The 17562-nt window shown below is 62.2% G+C and carries 15 protein-coding genes; 1 reads left to right on the forward strand and 14 read right to left on the reverse strand.

From position 1 onward, the window contains the following. Positions 1-88: 88 nt before the first annotated feature. The 11 genes from dnaG to OEZ71_RS15080 form a co-directional block, all read right to left on the reverse strand. Positions 89-2023, reverse strand: coding sequence for a DNA primase (dnaG, locus tag OEZ71_RS15030; RefSeq protein WP_263740808.1), 1935 nt, complete (start codon positions 2021-2023; stop codon positions 89-91). A gap of 192 nt (positions 2024-2215) precedes the next feature. Further along, positions 2216-2764, reverse strand: a complete 549-nt coding sequence (locus tag OEZ71_RS15035) for a sarcosine oxidase subunit gamma (RefSeq protein WP_263740809.1) — start codon at positions 2762-2764, stop codon at positions 2216-2218. Continuing rightward, complete coding sequence (locus OEZ71_RS15040) at positions 2757-5696, reverse strand: sarcosine oxidase subunit alpha family protein (protein WP_263740810.1); 2940 nt, start codon at positions 5694-5696, stop codon at positions 2757-2759. The genes OEZ71_RS15035 and OEZ71_RS15040 overlap by 8 nt, the downstream gene beginning before the upstream one ends. Next, positions 5693-5980 (reverse strand): sarcosine oxidase subunit delta, encoded by a 288-nt coding sequence (locus OEZ71_RS15045; RefSeq protein ID WP_263740811.1) that lies wholly within the window; start codon positions 5978-5980, stop codon positions 5693-5695. Before OEZ71_RS15045 ends, OEZ71_RS15040 begins: the two co-directional genes overlap by 4 nt. Continuing rightward, on the reverse strand, positions 5980-6351 hold the full coding sequence (locus OEZ71_RS15050; protein ID WP_263740812.1) for a hypothetical protein: 372 nt from the start codon (positions 6349-6351) through the stop codon (positions 5980-5982). The genes OEZ71_RS15045 and OEZ71_RS15050 overlap by 1 nt, the downstream gene beginning before the upstream one ends. 191 nt (positions 6352-6542) lie before the next feature. Further along, positions 6543-7793: a sarcosine oxidase subunit beta family protein gene (locus OEZ71_RS15055; protein ID WP_263740813.1), complete on the reverse strand. Its 1251-nt coding sequence runs from the start codon at positions 7791-7793 to the stop codon at positions 6543-6545. Between the two features lie 189 nt (positions 7794-7982). Next, complete coding sequence (locus OEZ71_RS15060; RefSeq protein WP_263740814.1) at positions 7983-9365, reverse strand: pilus assembly protein TadG-related protein; 1383 nt, start codon at positions 9363-9365, stop codon at positions 7983-7985. Positions 9366-9368: 3 nt separating this feature from the next. Continuing rightward, a complete protein-coding gene (locus OEZ71_RS15065) occupies positions 9369-9779 on the reverse strand; it encodes a TadE/TadG family type IV pilus assembly protein (protein ID WP_263740815.1) in 411 nt (136 codons plus the stop codon). 253 nt (positions 9780-10032) lie between these two features. Further along, entirely contained in the window at positions 10033-11649 is a 1617-nt protein-coding gene (locus tag OEZ71_RS15070) for an SDR family oxidoreductase (protein WP_263740816.1), read from the reverse strand. After that, the gene (locus OEZ71_RS15075; protein ID WP_263740817.1) at positions 11646-12092 is read right to left on the reverse strand and encodes a thiol-disulfide oxidoreductase DCC family protein; all 447 of its coding nucleotides are present in this window, start codon (positions 12090-12092) and stop codon (positions 11646-11648) included. Before OEZ71_RS15075 ends, OEZ71_RS15070 begins: the two co-directional genes overlap by 4 nt. A 58-nt stretch (positions 12093-12150) precedes the next feature. Next, complete coding sequence (locus OEZ71_RS15080; protein ID WP_263740818.1) at positions 12151-14046, reverse strand: acyl-CoA synthetase; 1896 nt, start codon at positions 14044-14046, stop codon at positions 12151-12153. A 172-nt stretch (positions 14047-14218) separates the two neighbouring features. Between OEZ71_RS15080 and OEZ71_RS15085 the strand changes: the two genes are divergently transcribed. Continuing rightward, positions 14219-14881, forward strand: coding sequence for an SOS response-associated peptidase (locus OEZ71_RS15085; RefSeq protein WP_263740819.1), 663 nt, complete (start codon positions 14219-14221; stop codon positions 14879-14881). A 291-nt stretch (positions 14882-15172) separates the two neighbouring features. Here OEZ71_RS15085 and OEZ71_RS15090 read toward each other — a convergent pair whose 3' ends face one another. The 3 genes from OEZ71_RS15090 to OEZ71_RS15100 form a co-directional block, all read right to left on the reverse strand. Continuing rightward, positions 15173-16180, reverse strand: a complete 1008-nt coding sequence (locus OEZ71_RS15090) for a S8 family serine peptidase (protein WP_263740820.1) — start codon at positions 16178-16180, stop codon at positions 15173-15175. Between the two features lie 227 nt (positions 16181-16407). Continuing rightward, the gene (locus OEZ71_RS15095) at positions 16408-16977 is read right to left on the reverse strand and encodes an anti-sigma factor (protein WP_263740821.1); all 570 of its coding nucleotides are present in this window, start codon (positions 16975-16977) and stop codon (positions 16408-16410) included. Further along, on the reverse strand, positions 16977-17531 hold the full coding sequence (locus OEZ71_RS15100) for an RNA polymerase sigma factor (RefSeq protein WP_263740822.1): 555 nt from the start codon (positions 17529-17531) through the stop codon (positions 16977-16979). The genes OEZ71_RS15095 and OEZ71_RS15100 overlap by 1 nt, the downstream gene beginning before the upstream one ends. Between the last annotated feature and the right edge of the window lie 31 nt (positions 17532-17562).

A 17562-nucleotide genomic window follows, 5' to 3' on the forward strand; every position in this document is an offset into this window, starting at 1 on the left:
GCGAATCGCCTGTACTGCGAATCGGTTCCGGTCTTGTAGCGAATCGCCGGGCCGAATCACAGGGGCCGGGACCCTGCGCGCGGGCGATTCAGTGTTTCTTCTTTTCCCAGGCGGCGGTGTCGATCAGACGCTGCAATTCCGCCGACAGCGCCGCGCGGTCCTCGCCCATGTCGCTGTCGTCGTCGAGCTTCGACCGTCCCGCCCGATGCCGCGCCTCGGCGGCCTGCGACAGTCGCCATGTCAGGCCCTCGTCGGCCAGTCCGGTCAGGTCTTCCATCGCCTCGGCCACCTCCGCCTCGGCCCCCCGCCGCGCTTCCAGCTTTGCCAGTTCCTCGGCCAGACACATCGCGGCCAGGTCTGCATTGTCGGCATTGCGCACCGGGGGGGCTGTCCGGACGTGGGCAAGGCCCATCAGCTTTTCAAGGTCGGGCCCTACGTTTGCCGCGATATTCCCGCGCAAATCGCCGGTCTCATGCGCCGCGACCAGCAGCGCGTGGCGCAGCCTTTCATGTCCTGCATCACGCATCTCGACCGTCTCCAGCTGGCTTTCGAAGCGTTGGATACAAGTCGGATGCGTGATAGCGATGGCAAGGATCATCGCCTCACGCAGAAAGTCCTCCACTTCCGCCCCTGACGCGGCGGCCAGAAGCGAGGCTTTCGTCGCCGGCAGCGGCTGCTGCGGCGCCGGTTTCCACTTGCCGCCGCGCATCGGCGCGGGGCCACGGGCCGCCGGGCGGTTGGAACCGAACAACTCCCAGCGCAGCCGCTTGATCTCTTCGCCGTAATGAGCGCGGATCGACGGATCCGCAATGCGTTTGATCGCCTCGCGCAGAGACTTGTCGAGCGTGGCCTTGCGTTCGGGGCTGTCGAAGACCTTGCCTTCGGTTTCGCGCTGCCAGAGCAGGTTCACCATCGGTTGCGCCGCATCGATCAGCTTGGCCATCGCCTCGCGGCCCCGAAGCTTGATCAGGTCGTCGGGGTCCATGCCCTCGGGCAGGATGACAAAGCGCAGGCTCTGCCCGGCCTCCAGCATCGGCAGCGCAAGGTCGATGAGCCGCGTCGCCGCCCTGATCCCCGCCGTATCGCCGTCGAGCATGATCAGGGGTTCTGGCGAAAGCCGCCAGAGAAGGCGCAACTGATCCTCGGTGATCGCGGTGCCCAGAGGCGCCACGGCCGCCTCGAATCCCGCGCCCACCAGCGCGATCACGTCCATATACCCTTCGGCGACGATCAGCGGCTGGCCCTTGCCCGCCGCCTCGCGCGCAGGCCCGTGGTTGTAAAGGCTGCGGCCCTTGTCGAAGAGCTCCGTCTCCGGCGAGTTCAGGTATTTAGCATTGTCATTCGGGTCCATCGCCCGCCCGCCGAAGGCGATGCAACGGCCGCGCGGATCGCGGATCGGAAAGATGATGCGATTGCGGAAGACGTCATAGGGTGCCTTGCCCTTGGTCGAGGGTTTGGCGAGCCCCGCGCCAAGGATCAGGTCCTCGGCGATGCCCCGCGCACGGAGCGCATCCCAGAGCCCCTGCCAGCCTTCGGGCGCAAAGCCGATCTCGAACCGGTCCTGCGCGGCTTCACTGAGCTTGCGGCGGGCCAGATAATCCCGCGCCGCCGCCCCTGCGGCGGTCTTCAGTTGCAGCCGGTAATGCCGCAACGCCTCTTCCATCACCCCGGCCAGCTCTGTCCGCCTGTCCGCGCGCTCGGCAGCCTTCGGGTCGGCGGCGGGCATCTGCATGCCAGCCTCGCGCGCAAGGGTTTCGACCGCCTCCATGAAGGACATGTTTTCCGCGTCCTTCAGGAAGGAAATCGCGTCACCCTTCGCGTGGCAGCCGAAGCAGTAGTAATAGCCCTTGCGGTCATCGACATGGAAGGAGGCCGTCTTTTCCTGATGGAACGGGCACGGCGCCCACAGGTCACCCTTTGCCTGATTTGACTTGCGGTTGTCCCAAGTGACCTTGCGCCCGACCACGTGGGAAAGCGTGGTGCGCGTACGCAATTCGTCAAGGAAACCGGGCGGCAGACTCATCTGGCGAATATCGGCCCTCACCCCGGCCTGAGCAAGGGGCTGTCCGCCCCCTCTTGCCGCTTTCGCGGCAATTCACCCCCGAGAGTGTATTTCGACAGAAAGTGTGGACCTGTTCGCTTTCTGTCGAAAATACTCCGGGGGAATCCCCGCGTTAACGCGGGGATGGGGGCAGCGCCCCCTTGCGGCGGTGGATCAAAGCGCCGCGGCCCGGGCGGCGAGCGCCTTCATGGCATGGTGCAGTTCATGCACAGCTGAAGCGGTCATGGAGCGGAAGACCATTATGTCGAACGTCTCGGCCCCCGCGCGATGCAGAACCATCATCATGTGGTTGAGTCCGGTCCGCGCGACGCTTCCCGTTGGGAAAGCAGCGGTTCGCAGATCGAGCGGCACCAGCCGTGCAAGAACGGCCTCGGCCCCTGCACCCTCGAGCCGTATCCGTGCCCATCCGTCACTCTGGTCACTCAACGCCGCGACCCCGTCGAGCTCGGCAGGAGAGGCACTGATCAGGAAGGCCTGACCGCGACCGGTCCAGAGGATCTGTGCCTCATCCTTCGTGAATGACTGACCGGGTTTCGGCCAACCGAGGCCCATGGTTTTCAGCGCGGCATCGGTGGCCTTTTCCTGTCCGGCAAAGGGGGCGACGGAGGTCACGCGGGCGGGCGCTGCTTCGCTAAGCGTTACGCCACCTTCAGAGAGGGGCAGCAGGCCGTCACAGGCGGATTTCGCAATCAGGCTAGGCACGGGCGCGTCCTCCCTCAGGGTCGAAGAAGACAGGGTTCATCACTTCACAGACCACATCTGTCCCCCTCAGATGATCGACAAGGCGGATGCGTTCGCCATGCCGGGCGCGACCGTTCTTCAGGAAGGCGAGCCCGAGATATGTCTTCAGCACCGGCGAGTACCCGACCGAGGTGACGTAGCCCTGATCGTTCACCCGTACCGGATCGGCCCCTTCATTGAACAGGTGCGCGCCCGCGCCAATCTGGCGCGACATCGGAATGGGGCGCAGACCGACGAGTTGTTCGCGTTCCGGACCGGCAAGACCCGGGCGTTTACTTGCGCCCTTACCGATGCAATCCTTCTTGGCGCTGACCATCCCCTCCATCCCGATATCGAAGGCCGTGACTCGGCCATGGATTTCGGCATGGGTGATGAAGCCTTTCTCGATCCGAAGGACATTCAGCGCCTCCATCCCATAGGCCCCGCCGCCAAGGCTTTCGGCACGGGCCACGAGGTCGCGGTAAAGCGACTCGCCGTACCGTGCCGGAACAGCGATTTCATAACCCAACTCACCCGAGAACGAGATGCGGTAAAGCCGTGCATCGACATCCATCAGCCGGACATCGGCAACCCCAAGAAAGGGCGGCGTGGTCACGTCAATCGGGGTTTCAAGGACCGAGTTCAGAAGCTCACGCGCGAGCGGCCCCGCGACTGCAAACTGGGCCCATTGTTCGGTGACCGAGATCATGCGGACATCCCAGCCGGGGCAATGCGCCTGCTGGACAAATTCCAGATGCCGCATCACCTGCCCTGCGGCCGCCGTCGTGGTGGTCATCAGGTAATGCCCCTCGGCCAGACAGGCCGTGGTGCCGTCATCCATGATCAACCCGTCCTCGCGCAGCATCAGCCCATAGCGCACGCGCCCCGGCTTCAGCGTCGAGAAGGTGTTGGTGTAGACGAGGTCGAGGAAACGGGCGGCATCCCTGCCCTGAATGTCGATCTTGCCGAGCGTCGAGACATCGCAGACACCGACCCGGTCGCGCACCATCATGACCTCGCGGTCGCAACTCTCGCGCCATGTCTTCTCGCCCGGGCGTGGGAAGTAGGACGGCCGGTACCAGAGCCCCGCCTCGATCATCGGCGCGCCGCGTTCACGGGCGGCCTTGTCGGAGGTGGTGAAGCGCTGTGGGGCAAAGCCCGCGCCCTGCCCGCCCGCGCCCATCGCGGCGATAGAGACGGGCGTGTAGGGCGGGCGGAAGGTCGTAGTGCCGGTTTCAGATATGCCGCGCCCGGTTGCATCGGCAAGGATCGCCAAAGCCGCGACGTTGGAGTTCTTGCCCTGATCGGGCGCCATGCCTTGCGTCGTGTAGCGCTTCATATGCTCGACTGAGCGGAAGTTTTCCTGTGCCGCCAGCCGCACGTCCTTTGTCGTCACGTCATTGGCGAAATCGAGCCAGGCGCGGTGCTTGGGTTCCGGCACTTCCCAATAGGCGCGCATCCTGACCGCGCCATCCTCGGCCTCGGGCATCTCAGCCTTCTTCGGTTTCCGGCCCAGAGCCTCCAGTGCCGCCTCGGCCGCCGCGATCCCTTGGGCAAGGCAGGCCCGTGTCGAAAACGCGCCGTTCGCAGAACCCGCCGCCTCAAGCCCCGGCACCATGCCGGGCTTCGGCACGAAGGCCGCGATATCCTCGCGCCAGACCGGGCGGCCGTTCATGTGGCATGTCAGATGCAACGCCGGATTCCAGCCGCCAGAGACGGCAAGGCAATCGCTGACGATCCGCGAAATCTGGCCCGACTTGTCGGCGATGACCACGTCCCGCAGCCCCTTGCGGCCGACCGTGTCGATGACCCGATAGCCCGCATAAACGGGGAAGTCGCCCACGACCTCGACATCCTCGCGCACGTCGATCAGGCCCGCGATCCTGACACCGGCGGCGGAGAGGTCGCGTGCGGTTTTGTGGGCGTTATCGTTATTGGCGAAGATCGTTACGGCATGGCCGGGCGCCACGCCCCAGCGGTTCAGATAGGCCCTGACCGCGCCCGCCGTCATGATGCCGGGCCGGTCGTTGTTGGAGAACGCGATCTGGCGTTCATGCGCGCCGGATGCGAGCACCGCGCGTTTCGCAACGATCCGCCAGAAACATTCGCGCGGCAGGTCCTTCGGCGGGTTGGCAATGTGCAGGCCAACTCGTTCCAGCGCGCCATAGGTGCCGTCATCATAGGCGCCGGTCACGGTGGTGCGTGTCATCAGCCGGACATTGGGCATGGCTTCCAGTTCGGCCACGATCCCGGCAGCCCAGTCTGCAGCGGGTTTGCCCGCGATTTCGAACGTCTCGGACAGGCAGCGGCCACCCATGCGGTGGTCTTCCTCGGCAAGGATCACTTCGGCCCCCGCACGAGCCGCCGTCAAAGCCGCCATGAGACCTGCGGGGCCGGAGCCGATGATCAGCAGGTCGCAGTGGGCCCAGGCCTTTTCATAGCTCTCGTCGTTATGCTTGCCGGAAAGGGCACCGAGCCCCGCCGCGCGGCGGATCGCGGGTTCATAGAGCTTTTCCCAGAAGGCCCGCGGCCACATGAAAGTCTTGTAGTAAAAGCCCGCGCTGAAGAAGGGCGCGAAGAGGTCGTTTACCGCCATAAGGTCGAGGTTGACCGAGGGCCATGCGTTCTGCCCCCGCGCCTCCAGCCCGGCATGGATTTCCTGCACGGTTGCACGGACGTTCGGCACCTGTGCGGCCCCCTTGCCCACTGTCACCAGCGCGTTTGGCTCTTCCGACCCGGCCGACATCACGCCCCTCGGGCGGTGATACTTGAAGGACCGGCCAAAGACCTTCACGTCCGAGGCAAGAAGCGCCGAGGCAAGCGTATCGCCCTCGAACCCGGTATAGTCCTTGCCGTCGAAGCGGAACCCAACCGTATTGGCGCGGTCGATCAGCCCCTTGCCCGCGATCCTCATGTCTTCTTTCCCTTCTTCGCGGGGGCCTTGCGATCCGTCAGAAGACGGGTCGCGGATATCTCATGCGTGACGGTGTTGCGCGTCACCTCGATCCAGGATGAACAGCCCATTTCGTGATACCAAAGATCGCGCGTCTCGCCTGCCGGGTTGTCGCGCAGATGCAGGTAGTCGTCCCAAGCCTCAATGGGGGCGCCGTCGGCGGGACGGTCGGCATATACCGCATCGCCGTAATAGGTGAATTCACGCCGGTCGCGGGTGCCGCAGAGGGGACAGTTGATACGCATTATCGGGCCTCGCACGCAGATTGCGGAAATTCGATCCGAGCAACTTCAATGGGATCGCCAGACCTGAGTCGCGATGGCTTAAGGCTGAGTGAGTAGAACAGTCTTCCTCCGGCCATGACAAATGCCTCCTCATCCTCACTTGCAGTAACGCAAAATACCTGACGCACGGCACGCTTTTGGCCCTGTTCGAAAGACGCGGTCAAACCCGGCCGGAATGCCACGAGTTCCGGCACCCTGAGTGATAAGTCGCTATCCAAGAAGTAGTTAACCTGCACGCTTGCAACGGGCGTGTTCGGCACAAACTCGGGCAAACCCCAGTATTCCCTGCTCCAGCCCGAACCGACGTCGGCGATGCTCTGATAGGTCGACATCCCGGGGGCGGGCAGAACTCCGTTTTCTTCGAGCCATAAGTCCACAAGTTTGTCGAGCCGACACAGACGGGAGTCATCCAACACCGGTACCGCTGACACGCTTGCAGGATAACAAAGTCGACCGGCCCCAAAAGCCGTTTGCGGTGAAAATGCTTGCACAAGAAGTGCTATGATGAGCGCCAACCGTTTCATCAGTGCAGGTTATGCTGCGACCCGGTGCCTTCTTCATCCAGAAGATGGCCCGTGACGAAACGGTTCAAGCGGAAACGGCGGGCGAAGTCGTGGCTGTCGCCGGTGGCCATCAGATGCGCCATGCACCAGCCCGAGGCAGGCACGGCCTTGAACCCGCCGTAGTTCCAGCCGCAGTCGATATAAAGCCCGCCGACATCGGTCTTGTCGATGATGGGTGAACCGTCGGGCGTCATGTCCATGATCCCGCCCCACGACCGCAGCACCTTCGCCTTGCCGATCATCGGCATCAGCGTCATGCCCGCCTCCATCACATGCTCGACCATCGGCAGGTTGCCGCGCGCGGCGTAGGAGGAATAGAAATCAAGATCGCCGCCGAAGACGAGCCCGCCCTTGTCCGACTGCGAGATGTAGAAATGGCCCATGCCGAAGCTGACCACATGGTCGATGACGGGTTTAAGCCCCTCGGTCACGAAAGCCTGAAGGATGTGGCTTTCAACCGGCAGCCGCATCCCCGCCATGGCCGCAACCTGCCCCGACCGACCCGCGACGATGATGCCGACCTTCTTGGCCTTGATCGCGCCGCGCGTCGTCTGCACGCCCGTCACGCGACCATCCACGATGTCGATCCCCGTCACCTCGCAGTTCTGGATCAGGTCGACGCCACGCTGATCCGCACCCCGCGCATAACCCCAGGCAACCGCATCGTGCCGCGCCGAGCCGCCGCGGCGGTGCAGAAGGCCGCCGTAGATCGGGAAACGGGTCTGTTCGAAATCGAGATAGGGCAGATGGCGACGCACGCCCTCGCGGTCCAAGAGTTCCGCATCGTCGCCCTGATTTATCATCGCGTTGCCGCGCCGGGCGAAGGCGTCGCGCTGGCCATCGCTATGGAAGAGGTTGATGAGGCCACGCTGCGAATGCATGACGTTGTAGTTGAGCTCAGCCTCCAGCCCCTCCCACAGCTTCAGGGAGTGGGAATAGAATTCCTGATTGCCCGGCAGGAAGTAGTTCGCTCGCACGATCGTGGTATTGCGCCCGACATTGCCGCCGCCGAGGTAGCCTTTCTCCAGCACAGCGATATTGGTGATGCCGTGGTTCTTCGCCAGGTAAAACGCGGTCGAGAGGCCATGCCCGCCGCCGCCGATGATCACGACCTCATATTCCGGTTTGGGCTCGGGGTCGCGCCATGCAGGCGTCCAGCCCCTATTGCCGAAGAGCCCCTCGGTGATCACCCTCAACCCGGAATATCGCATGATCGTCCTCCCTGCCCGACCCACTGAACCGGTACGCCCACGAGATTTCAATGCCTATCGGCATTTTCCCCGCCGGATCGCGACATGAAGGGTCGCGGTCGGACCGCGGCAAGAAAAAACGGCCGGCGCGGAGCTGCACCAGCCGTTTTGAGTTTCGTCTTTCGACGAGGGAAGAACCGGCGACGCGGCCTATTTGGCCAGACGGAAATAAGCCGCTTCGTAGTTGTTGTTCATGCCTGCACCGCCACAGAAGCCATAGCCACCGTTGGATGTGACGTCCAATATGCCGCCGGCAACAAGTGACACACCTTCAAGCCCGTCCGCACTGGCGGTCAACGAGATATCTTTTGCTGCGATGATTTGGCTGCCGTAAATCGAAGCGTCGGATGCAAAGCTGACGCTGCCACGGGTCACGATCTGGACATCGCCTCCTTCGGCGCAGTCGTCATCCTTGCCGATCACGACGGCCGCAGGCGCACGGACGGCCGTGTCATCCGCGTTGTCTACGAAAATCACTGCATCCTCGATGCGCGCGCCGGAATGGATCGTCAGGCGGCAGTCGGTGATCAGCACGGCATTTCTAAGATCCGTGCCGGGCTTGAGGTCGTAGGTCCACTTGTCCTGTTTACAGCGCACTTCGTGGATGCGGTTCTGCGTGAACGTCCCGCCTTCTGCGTCCATCTTGTAGTTCAGATTGATGACCTGAAACTTCTTGATGTACGAACGGTAATACTCGTTCGGGTCGCCGTTCGGCATCGTCGGGGTCATGACCCCGAACGTGCTGTGCTTCGGGTCCATCAGGCCGGTGTAGATGTCGTTGATGCGGTTCAGGATGCGGATCTTGTAGGACCCGTCGCGCAGGGCCGCTTCCAGACCGGTATTCGTTGCAAAACCTGAATTCGGCAATTCGACATCGGATTTGTCCGGCATCGATACCACGGTGCCTGGGTCGAATTGGTTGTTGGAAGACGCCTTCACATAGTTTTGCGAATGGATGCAGAAGCCCGCGCCATAATGGCTGCCGCTTTGAACCTCGACCCGGTCCTGGGCCACAAAACCTTCGCGGAAACACATCGGGTAATAGGTTTCAAAGACGGTGCCCGAGGTCACGTCGAGTTCATCATACCCGACAAGGCCGAGCATATAGGTGCCGACACCGTTGCCACGGTTCTTGTGGCGCTTGGTCGCAACAAGCACGGCATTGCGCGATTTCGGATTTGCGGTAAAGACCTGCTTGTCGCGGTCCCAATCACCAAACTGGATATCATCAGCGGTCAGCACATTGCCGTACTTCCCGGCAGGCATGTTTGCCGCCGCCACCTGGAGCGCTTTGGTCTTCGCTTCGTCCGCAGTGTGATATTCACGCGTGTAGACGGCAGCGTGGGCCGCCGCGTCGCCGGCGACCTGAAGCTGGGTTTTGGTCGCAACGCCGCTGCCGAAATCGACAGCGAGGCCACCGATGACGAGCGTTGCCAGAAACATCTGCAGGCTCAGGGCGGTGATACCACCAGCTTCATCAGCTGCGAACGTCGTTGCCTTGTGGCTGAACTTGAGGGGCTTGCGGTGAAACATTGCTCAGTTCTCCATCAGATGCTCGGCCTGAACCGTCATCCGTACGTTCTTGAACACGCCCGCCACGCCGAACAGGTCCAGATCCGTCATCGGAACGCTGGCGGTGGTCAGGATGAGGCCGGCACTGGTGACAGTGGTCGCTTTCGGATCTTTCGACATGGTACCAGCTCGGGCGATCACGAAGTCCTGCACGGCGGCAGTCGTCGTCAGCCGACCGATGGACATGTTGCGATTAGCGTCCTGGACAATGCGCAACAGCTTAGACTGGCCATGAAAAATCATGGAAACGTCGACCAGAAGGCCGAACAGCATAATATAAAACGGAAGCCATAATACGGCTTCGATCGTTGCCGCTCCGTCTTCCTCGCGCGAGATTTTCCGCAAAGACAGAGTACGATAAAAACGGCGTATCATTATTGCCCTTCCCCGGCGAATTAGTCCGTCTTACAGCGTTTTCGTTTTTGCCCCCACACAACGAAACACGCGTCAATTCTGGCAATAATTGGGCAACGGGGCTGGATTAAGCGAACAAAGCGTCGAAACTGGACGAATTGACCATTCCGTTAAACCTGCGTTCATCTTGGGCTAATCTACCGTTAACCTTGATCGAAATGTCCCTCATTCGGGCGATTATTCAGATCGTTGATTCGGCCCGGCGAAGCCCCGGTCAGTGGAGCAGTCCGACAATAAGCCAGCCGCGGTAATGCACGATCCGCCCGAGACCAAGAGGCGCATGCAGATCGACATCGAAATGAAAACGCCCGCCTTCCTCGCGCTCGACAGCGAACGACAACGGCAACAGCGCTTTGGGAATAGGCACAGGTCCAAGCCGGCCCGCTGTCACAGGAAATACAAGCGTTCCATTGTGAACCGCCAGGGCGAGCGTGAATTCGAACGGCCCAAAGCTCTCGGTCATTTCGTTGCGGCGAAGGCGCAGGCGGGACCGAAACTTCCGGTCGCCGAACGCGCGCAGCCAGACCTCACCATCGCGGTTCTTCAGTTTGGTGACGGTCACGGCCACATCCTCACCCGCCGGGGGAAAACCGAAGATCGTGGCAATTATTCGGACAATCACCCCTGGGCCGCGAACAATTGTGGCACGCCCGGAGAGCCGCATACAGCCTGCCCAGTCGTGGCTTTGCTGCACCGCTTCCGGAAGTGACCGGAAGGTCTGTCCAAGGAAGGTGGGAAACAGGGGCGGCGTTTCATGCTCTTCGCGTTCCGTCGCAACAGCGAGATCGGCCATTGCCGCCTCGAACGCGGCAAGTGGCAGTTCGGCAAGGGCGGGTCGTGCTCCCGTCGGAATGTCACGCGCTCCGGCAAGGATCGCACGGGCAGCCACCGCCGGAACGAACGGCCCGTCTCCGGCTTCGGCGACGAGTCGCCATTCGGCGGCGACCGGCGCACCGTCGCGGCGTCCACTGATCCGTACGATCATCCCTCCCCTGTCGGACCCGAACGGCGACAGGAGACGGGCCAACCCGTGCGCAACGCGCACCATCCAACGCGGCGGCGTGAACCCGAGCATCGAACGTAACCGCGACAGCACCGCCAGCCCCACATTCATCGGCCAGAGCTCCAGCCCCGCGCGGAAGCTGACAGAGCTTGCCTTAAAATAACCTGGAAACAACCTGTTATCTGGAACTTCTAACAAGTATCCGGCTCTGAACAGGCCGGGTGCCAGTCGGTACAGGCGCGCATCCGACCAGCCTCGCCGCATCTCCCACGCATCGCCCTGCCAGAACCGGAACGGAGCGCCCGTGCGGTCAAGGATCGCACCGATGACCGAGATCCCGCGCGGCGCGCGGTTGCCGGGCAGGATCGCCATGTCGATTTCGTCGATGTGCTCCATACCCGCCGCCAGGGTCGCGACGACAGCAGAAGACAGGCCCGGAACGGACGAGACGCCCGAAAGCGCGAAAACGCCCGCGGCCTTTGCCTCGGCATCAAGCGCCGCGATCCCGGCGCAGAAGTCGGGATCATCGGCCAAATCAAGATAGTAGATGCCTCGCGCGATGCAGGCGCGGACCAGCCGAAAGGGATCGTCGCCATAGGCGTGGAACGGGCCTGCGGCATCGACGACGGCTTCGGGCGTCACAGCCCAGAGCGGTGACAGATCGCCGTCACGGTCGAAGTGCAGCGCGCGGGCGTCCAGACGTGCCGCAACCTCTTTCGCGCGGCCGAGGGTGCGGGCTGCGACGAAGACCTCATGCCCGTCGCGCACCAGAAGCGCTGCCAGCCGGCTGCCAAAAACGCCGGTGCCACCGAGGATCGCGACCCTCATCGCATCAGCCTTGCCCGCAGCGATGGTGGTGCCATTTCGCAAAGCTTCGACCGGCCAAAGAGCGTATAACGGTTGCGCGCAAGGCGGGCATACAGCCAGTCGCGAAGAGGCCGGGGAATGACCAGAAGCAGCCTCAGTAAATGCCCCCAGCCGCCGGACCGGGCGCCGACGCGCGCCATCGCGTCGAAATCGCGCCAGACCCGCCCCGCTTCGAGGAAGAGCCAGCTTTCCGGATCGTCCGGGTTCAGCCCGTAATGGCGCAGCATCGCCTGCCCGAGTGGGGTTTCGACCGGACAGATACGGATATCCCCTTTCCGGTCGAGCCGGTCGATCATACGGGCACCAAAGGTGCAAAGCGCGCAGTCGCCATCCATGAACGCCACCGGCGCCCCGTCATCAAAGTCGGGCACGGCGGGATCGTCACGATAGCTGTAGGGAGGCATGAAGGCGGCTCCTTTACGGCACAGTCTGCCGCCCTCCCCCGGGGTCAGTCCATGCGACCTATTCGACCCATTCCCAAGGCCGGGTGAACTCACCCAGCTTGTGTTTCAGCGCTTCCTCATCAACTTCACCGGTCTTTACCAGCCGCGCCACAAGACCGCGCTTCTTGTCCTCAGCCACGTCCCTTACGCGGACTGCAAATCCAGCCTCCGCCAGTGCCGCATCATAAACCCTCTGAATCGCACGCTTTCTCAGATCCGGCTTGAAGATCTTGCCGACGGCGGTCTTGGGCAATTCGCCAAGAACCTCGATATGCTTCGGGATCGCGGCCCGTTCGTGAATGTGGGACTTGGCGAATTCGATCAGCTCCTCGGGCGTGACCTGCCCGCCATCGACAAGCTCGACATAGGCACAGGGCAATTCGCCCGCGAAGGCGTCCGGCTGGCCGATCGCGCCGACAAACGCAACCGCGGGATGACCCATCAGCGCCTCTTCGATCTCAGCCGGGTCAATATTGTGGCCACCCCGAATGATCAGATCCTTGGCCCGGCCGGTGATCCAGAGGTAACCGTCGCCGTCGATCCGGCCCAGATCGCCCGTGCGCAGATATCGCCCTTCGGCAAACAGGTCGCGGTTCTTGTCGACCTCGGTATAGGTCGAGCCTTCGAAGACGCCGGGATTTGAAATGCAGATCTCTCCCACCTCATCCGTACTGCATTCCTTGACGACGTCGCCCGCGCCATCGGTATGCAGGATGCGCACATGGGTATAGGGCAAGGGCACCCCTACAGAGCCGACTTTCTTGTGCCCGTCGACAGGGTTGCAGGAGACGAGGCAGGTCGCTTCGGTCAGGCCGTAGCCCTCGGCGATCTGAACGCCGGTGGCCTTTTCAAAGCGGTTGTAGAGTTCCAGCGGCAGCGGCGCGGACCCAGAAATCGCGATCTTGAGCGAGGAGACATCAGCATTCACCGGCCTCTGCATCAGCGCAGCGATGGCGGTCGGGACCGAGATCAGGAATGTCACCTGCCAGCGCTCGATCAGCTTCCAGAAATTGTCGAAGACCCCGTCACCCCGATAGCCCGCCGGGGTCGGCATGACGACATGGGCACCGGCCGCAATCACCGACATGAAAACCGGATAGGCGGCAAAGACATGAAAGAGGGGCAGCGGGCAAATCAGAACGTCCTTTTCGTCGAAAAGCAGCGTGCCGCCCAGCCAGCCGTTATAGATCATGCCGGAATATTTGTGCTGCGCGACCTTTGGCATACCGGTCGTGCCGCCGGTATGGAAATAGGCGGCCACCCTGTCGCCGGTGCTGTCCGAAAAGGTCAGCCGGTCGGCAGGCTGCTTTGCGCATTCGGCGTTGAAATCCAGTATCTTGGCCTTGTGTTCTACCGGATTTTTCGGCCTTACGAAGGGCACGATCCAGCTTTTCGGCGGAGTGAGGTAGCGGTTTAGATCGACCTCCAGCACCGTATGCACGCCGGGCGCCAGCTTCAGCGCGGCGGCGGCTTTTTGCGGCACATCGGTCTTGGGGAATGCCTTCAGCGTGACCAGCACCTTGGCCTTGGTCTCGCGCAGGATCGCGGCGATCTGCTCGGGCTCCAGAAGCGGGTTGATTGGATTGACGATACCCGCAACCCCGCCGCCAAGCAGTGTCGCCGCAGTTTCAAGGGAGTTTGGCAGGAGATAGGCGACGACATCGTTTTCGCCGATGCCAAGCGACCGGAACAGGTTCGCCGCCTGCGTGACCTTTCCTAGCAGCCCGTTCCAGTCCCATGTTTCGGCTTTGGATTTCGGATCGGACAGGATTTGGAAACTAATCGCGTTACGGGTGCCGTGTGCATCACGGGTTCTGGTTAGGAATTGGTAAAGCGTGACCGGCAGGTCGCGCTGGTCATAGGGCATTTCCTGCTCAACGGCATCGCGGTCCGCAACGCCCGAAAACTTCGGCATCTGTCTCTCCCCTTTCCGGGTTTCCCGGATATTCCTTGACCGCAGGATGCGGGCAAAGGCGGCTTTGGGCAAGACTGTGATACCGGTTCCGACGCCGCGTCAGAACGGGTTGAAGCACCGAAAATGCAGGATACGGGCTGGACCGTTGTGAGTATGCTGCTAGCGTCGGTGCATGTGTGGCCGCTTCATCCTTAGCGACGCCTCTTGGGCAGAGTATCACGACGCGCTGCGGCTCATCCGCGGCGCAAGCGGTCATGTCAGTTACAACATCAAGCCGACTCAGACGGTCAGCCTTGCCCGCATCGTCGATGGCAGACTGACGGCGGACCAAGCGCGCTGGTGGTTCGTGCCCGCGTGGTTCGATGGAGAGATACGCAACTGGAAGGCCACCACCTTCAATGCCAGGATCGAAACGGCCGCAAGCAAACCGGTCTTCCGACGGGCTTGGAAAAGCGGCCGCTGCATCCTGCCCGCCTCGGGTTACTACGAATGGACCGGAGACAAATCCGCGCGGCGACCGTGGTTCATAGGGCTGACACAGAATGCGCCGGTCTTCTTTTTCGCCGGTCTCTGCGAGGCGCGGGCAGATAGCGCGCTGACCTGCACGATCCTGACGCGCGAGGCGGCGCCTGAACTCAGCCATCTGCATCCGAGAATGCCCGTAGTGCTGACGGGCGAAGAACTGCTGCCATGGCTGTCGGGAGAAACCGGCGATGCGGCCGCGCGCGATCTGGGACGGGGTTGGGCCGGACGGTTCATCACCCGACCGGTGCGCCCCTTTGGACGTGACGATGACGGGCCGGAATTGATCGAACAGGACGGATTTGATCTCTGACCGGAAATCGGCCAGTCGCCCCACACTTGATACATCCCGGTGGAAATGACCGATGGGATGGAACAAATCGCCTCCCACCGGTCATTCCACCAGTTGCAGCCCAGAACTCTCGGAACCAAAAACCACCAAACGTTCCGCAACCGGGATGTGAGTGGTGAGCGTTGCCGACACATCCGCCGACCCGAAATGACAATCGGGAACGCGCCGCCTCATACTCAAGAAAACTCGACACAGCCCCCACCAGACCCATTGTTCTTAGTCGTGACCGTGCTGCTATGGTTCAAAAAAAATTTAACAACCGCCGCCACGGACGAGTCCCCAGCCAAATTCGCTGTCGCGGCCGGGGCGGCCAAGGTCTTCGGCACGATCCGAAAGCCGGTTCAGAATTTCATCCTGTTTTAGAGGGTTCCGGGCCAATTCTCGGGCAATCAGACCACTCACCACGGCGGCGGCGTATGACGTGCCGGAGCGGTAAGTCGCCTCACCGGGGCCGGGAATGAGTATGTCGACTCCGGGAGCGGCCAAGTCGATCTCGCTTCCGATATTCGCCGAACGGTACCGGCGCTTGCGCGCATCAACGGCTGTTACCGAGATTACATTCGGGTCGGCTGCCGGAAACGCCACTTCGTCGCGCCCGTCATTTCCCGCCGCGGCGACAAGGATGGCGCCACGGGCGGCCGCGGCCTGCATTGCACGGGCCAGAACACGGTTGCGCGGACCCGCAAGCGAAAGATTGATCAGTTCCACCCGTTCCGAGACGAGCCAGCCGAGTGCCGCGACCATGGTATCCAGGCGCATCTCGTCCTTGCTGCCGTTTCGCGCAAAGGCTTCGGCCATGTAAAGCCGGGCGCCCGGTGCAATACCCGGCAGTCCGCCCCTATGGCTGGCTGCGGCGATCACTTTGGCGAGGCTGGTTGCGTGGTCGCGATCGCCGGGCTCATCGTCCGCGTCGAGGACAGACCTGGCTACAACCGATACGTTGGAAGCGCGAAGACCGGCAAGATCCACCGGCCCGTCGATCACCCCAATACGGACCGGGTGCTGCAAAGGACATGCCGCGGTTTCGGGTAATCCGATCATCGTCCGCACATAGCTTCGGCCAGTCCCGGCAGGCTGATAGATGGCATTTCGGTCGACCGTGACGCCGATCCCTTTGCGCTGAAGGCGCGCGCGTAGGATCGGAAGGGTCATCAGCGCGCCGATATCAGCCGCGCTTATCGCAAGGCCAAGGCCCGGAAGGTCTTGCTTTTGCAGGATCTGCCCGCCGAATCCGGCAATTTCTGCCTCTGCGCGTGCCACCTCGCGCGCGGCACCGAGAATTAGAACTTCCGGACTACCCAGCGGACGTGTTCTGCCTTTATCGTCTTTCTTAGTCCTTCCGGCCCTCGCGCGAGGCTTGGGGTCGGGTGGATCTTCAGGTTCTGCCTGAGCGAGAATTATGCGGCCGCCACCGTAGAACGGGTCCGCGATAGCCTGCCCCACCCCGGCAACCGCAACGAGAACCGCTGCGAACAGTACAGGCACCATCATTCGGCGGCACCCGCGCTTTCGACAAGCTCAGCAGCTTCTTCGAGTGCGGCGATGACATCCGCCGCTGACGTCACCTCAGGAACGAGGACACGGTATAGCCCGAGCGCCGATGGGCCATCGACAATCGTCAGATCATGGACCAGCAAAAGATCGGAAATCGCGCCCTGCGGCGCATCCGGCCGGAAAGCCACGAAAAGTTCCCCCTGCGCGGCGGCGATACCCGCCTGTTCATAGACCGGCACACGATCCGCATGAGAAAGATAGAGGGTCGCGCCTGCCACGACACTCACCGCCGCGACGGAAGCCGCGAGCAACCTGAAGGGGCGCCGCTTCGGCTCAACAGCCTGCATCAGCCGCGCCAGCCCCAAATCGCCCGGCGAGTAATTCATTTCCTCGGCTTTGATCGTAGCGCGGATATGCCGGAGGAGATCGACTTGCGCACGCAGGCCGACATCTGCGGCCAGAAGCGCCTCCACCTCGGCCCGCTCCTCTGATGACAGGGTTTCGTTCACATAGAACGGCAATAACTCAGCCACCCGTCTTTCGCGGTCATTCCGATCAATCATTACTTTTTTCCCAACGTCAGACGGGCCGAGAGGCACCGCATCAAAAGCTGCTTGGCGTGGAAGACGCGGCTTTTCACCGTTCCTTCAGGCACGCCCTTAACCAGAGCGATGTCGCCATAGCTCATGTCCTCGTAGAACGTGAGTTCAACCGCCAGCCGGTGTTCGGGCTTCAACCCCTCAAGACAGCGGCGCACCGCTTCCGCGTTTTCGGCCGCGATCAACGCGGCTGCGGCATCGGGGCTGTCATCCACCTGATCAGGCAGCTCGTCCTGATAGCTCACCCGTCCTTCCCGTCTGAATACATCCATAACCTTCCGGTATGCGATCGCGAAGACCCATGTCCGGACGCTCGATTTCCTTTGGAATGCGCCGGCACTGCGCCAGACTTCCAGAAACACTTCATGGACTATGTCGGCAGACCGGAACGGATCGTTCAATTTTATCTGGACGAAGCGGAACAGCGGGCGTTCCAGCGCCCTGTATAGCTCTTCAAACGCGAGTCGATCCCTTCGTGCGATCGCCTCGACAAGGGTATCAAGCTTCTGGTCGACCATTCACATACCTGGCGCAGCCCTGATGAGTGGC

The organism is Albidovulum litorale (assembly GCF_025751495.1).
GTDB classification, from domain to species: Bacteria; Pseudomonadota; Alphaproteobacteria; order Rhodobacterales; family Rhodobacteraceae; genus Albidovulum; species Albidovulum litorale.

Bases quoted from the DNA above. Each gene is read 5' to 3' on its own strand.
- OEZ71_RS15050 (WP_263740812.1), bottom strand. From the start codon at position 6,351: ATGTCGACCTATCAGAGCATCGCCGACGTCGGTTCGGGCTGGAGCAGG.
- OEZ71_RS15055 (WP_263740813.1), bottom strand. From the start codon at position 7,793: ATGCGATATTCCGGGTTGAGGGTGATCACCGAGGGGCTCTTCGGCAAT.
- dnaG (WP_263740808.1), bottom strand. From the start codon at position 2,023: ATGAGTCTGCCGCCCGGTTTCCTTGACGAATTGCGTACGCGCACCACG.
- OEZ71_RS15040 (WP_263740810.1), bottom strand. From the start codon at position 5,696: ATGAGGATCGCGGGCAAGGGGCTGATCGACCGCGCCAATACGGTTGGG.
- OEZ71_RS15085 (WP_263740819.1), top strand. From the start codon at position 14,219: ATGTGTGGCCGCTTCATCCTTAGCGACGCCTCTTGGGCAGAGTATCAC.
- OEZ71_RS15065 (WP_263740815.1), bottom strand. From the start codon at position 9,779: ATGATACGCCGTTTTTATCGTACTCTGTCTTTGCGGAAAATCTCGCGC.
- OEZ71_RS15060 (WP_263740814.1), bottom strand. From the start codon at position 9,365: ATGTTTCACCGCAAGCCCCTCAAGTTCAGCCACAAGGCAACGACGTTC.
- OEZ71_RS15095 (WP_263740821.1), bottom strand. From the start codon at position 16,977: ATGATTGATCGGAATGACCGCGAAAGACGGGTGGCTGAGTTATTGCCG.
- OEZ71_RS15080 (WP_263740818.1), bottom strand. From the start codon at position 14,046: ATGCCGAAGTTTTCGGGCGTTGCGGACCGCGATGCCGTTGAGCAGGAA.
- OEZ71_RS15070 (WP_263740816.1), bottom strand. From the start codon at position 11,649: ATGAGGGTCGCGATCCTCGGTGGCACCGGCGTTTTTGGCAGCCGGCTG.
- OEZ71_RS15045 (WP_263740811.1), bottom strand. From the start codon at position 5,980: ATGCGTATCAACTGTCCCCTCTGCGGCACCCGCGACCGGCGTGAATTC.
- OEZ71_RS15075 (WP_263740817.1), bottom strand. From the start codon at position 12,092: ATGCCTCCCTACAGCTATCGTGACGATCCCGCCGTGCCCGACTTTGAT.
- OEZ71_RS15100 (WP_263740822.1), bottom strand. From the start codon at position 17,531: ATGGTCGACCAGAAGCTTGATACCCTTGTCGAGGCGATCGCACGAAGG.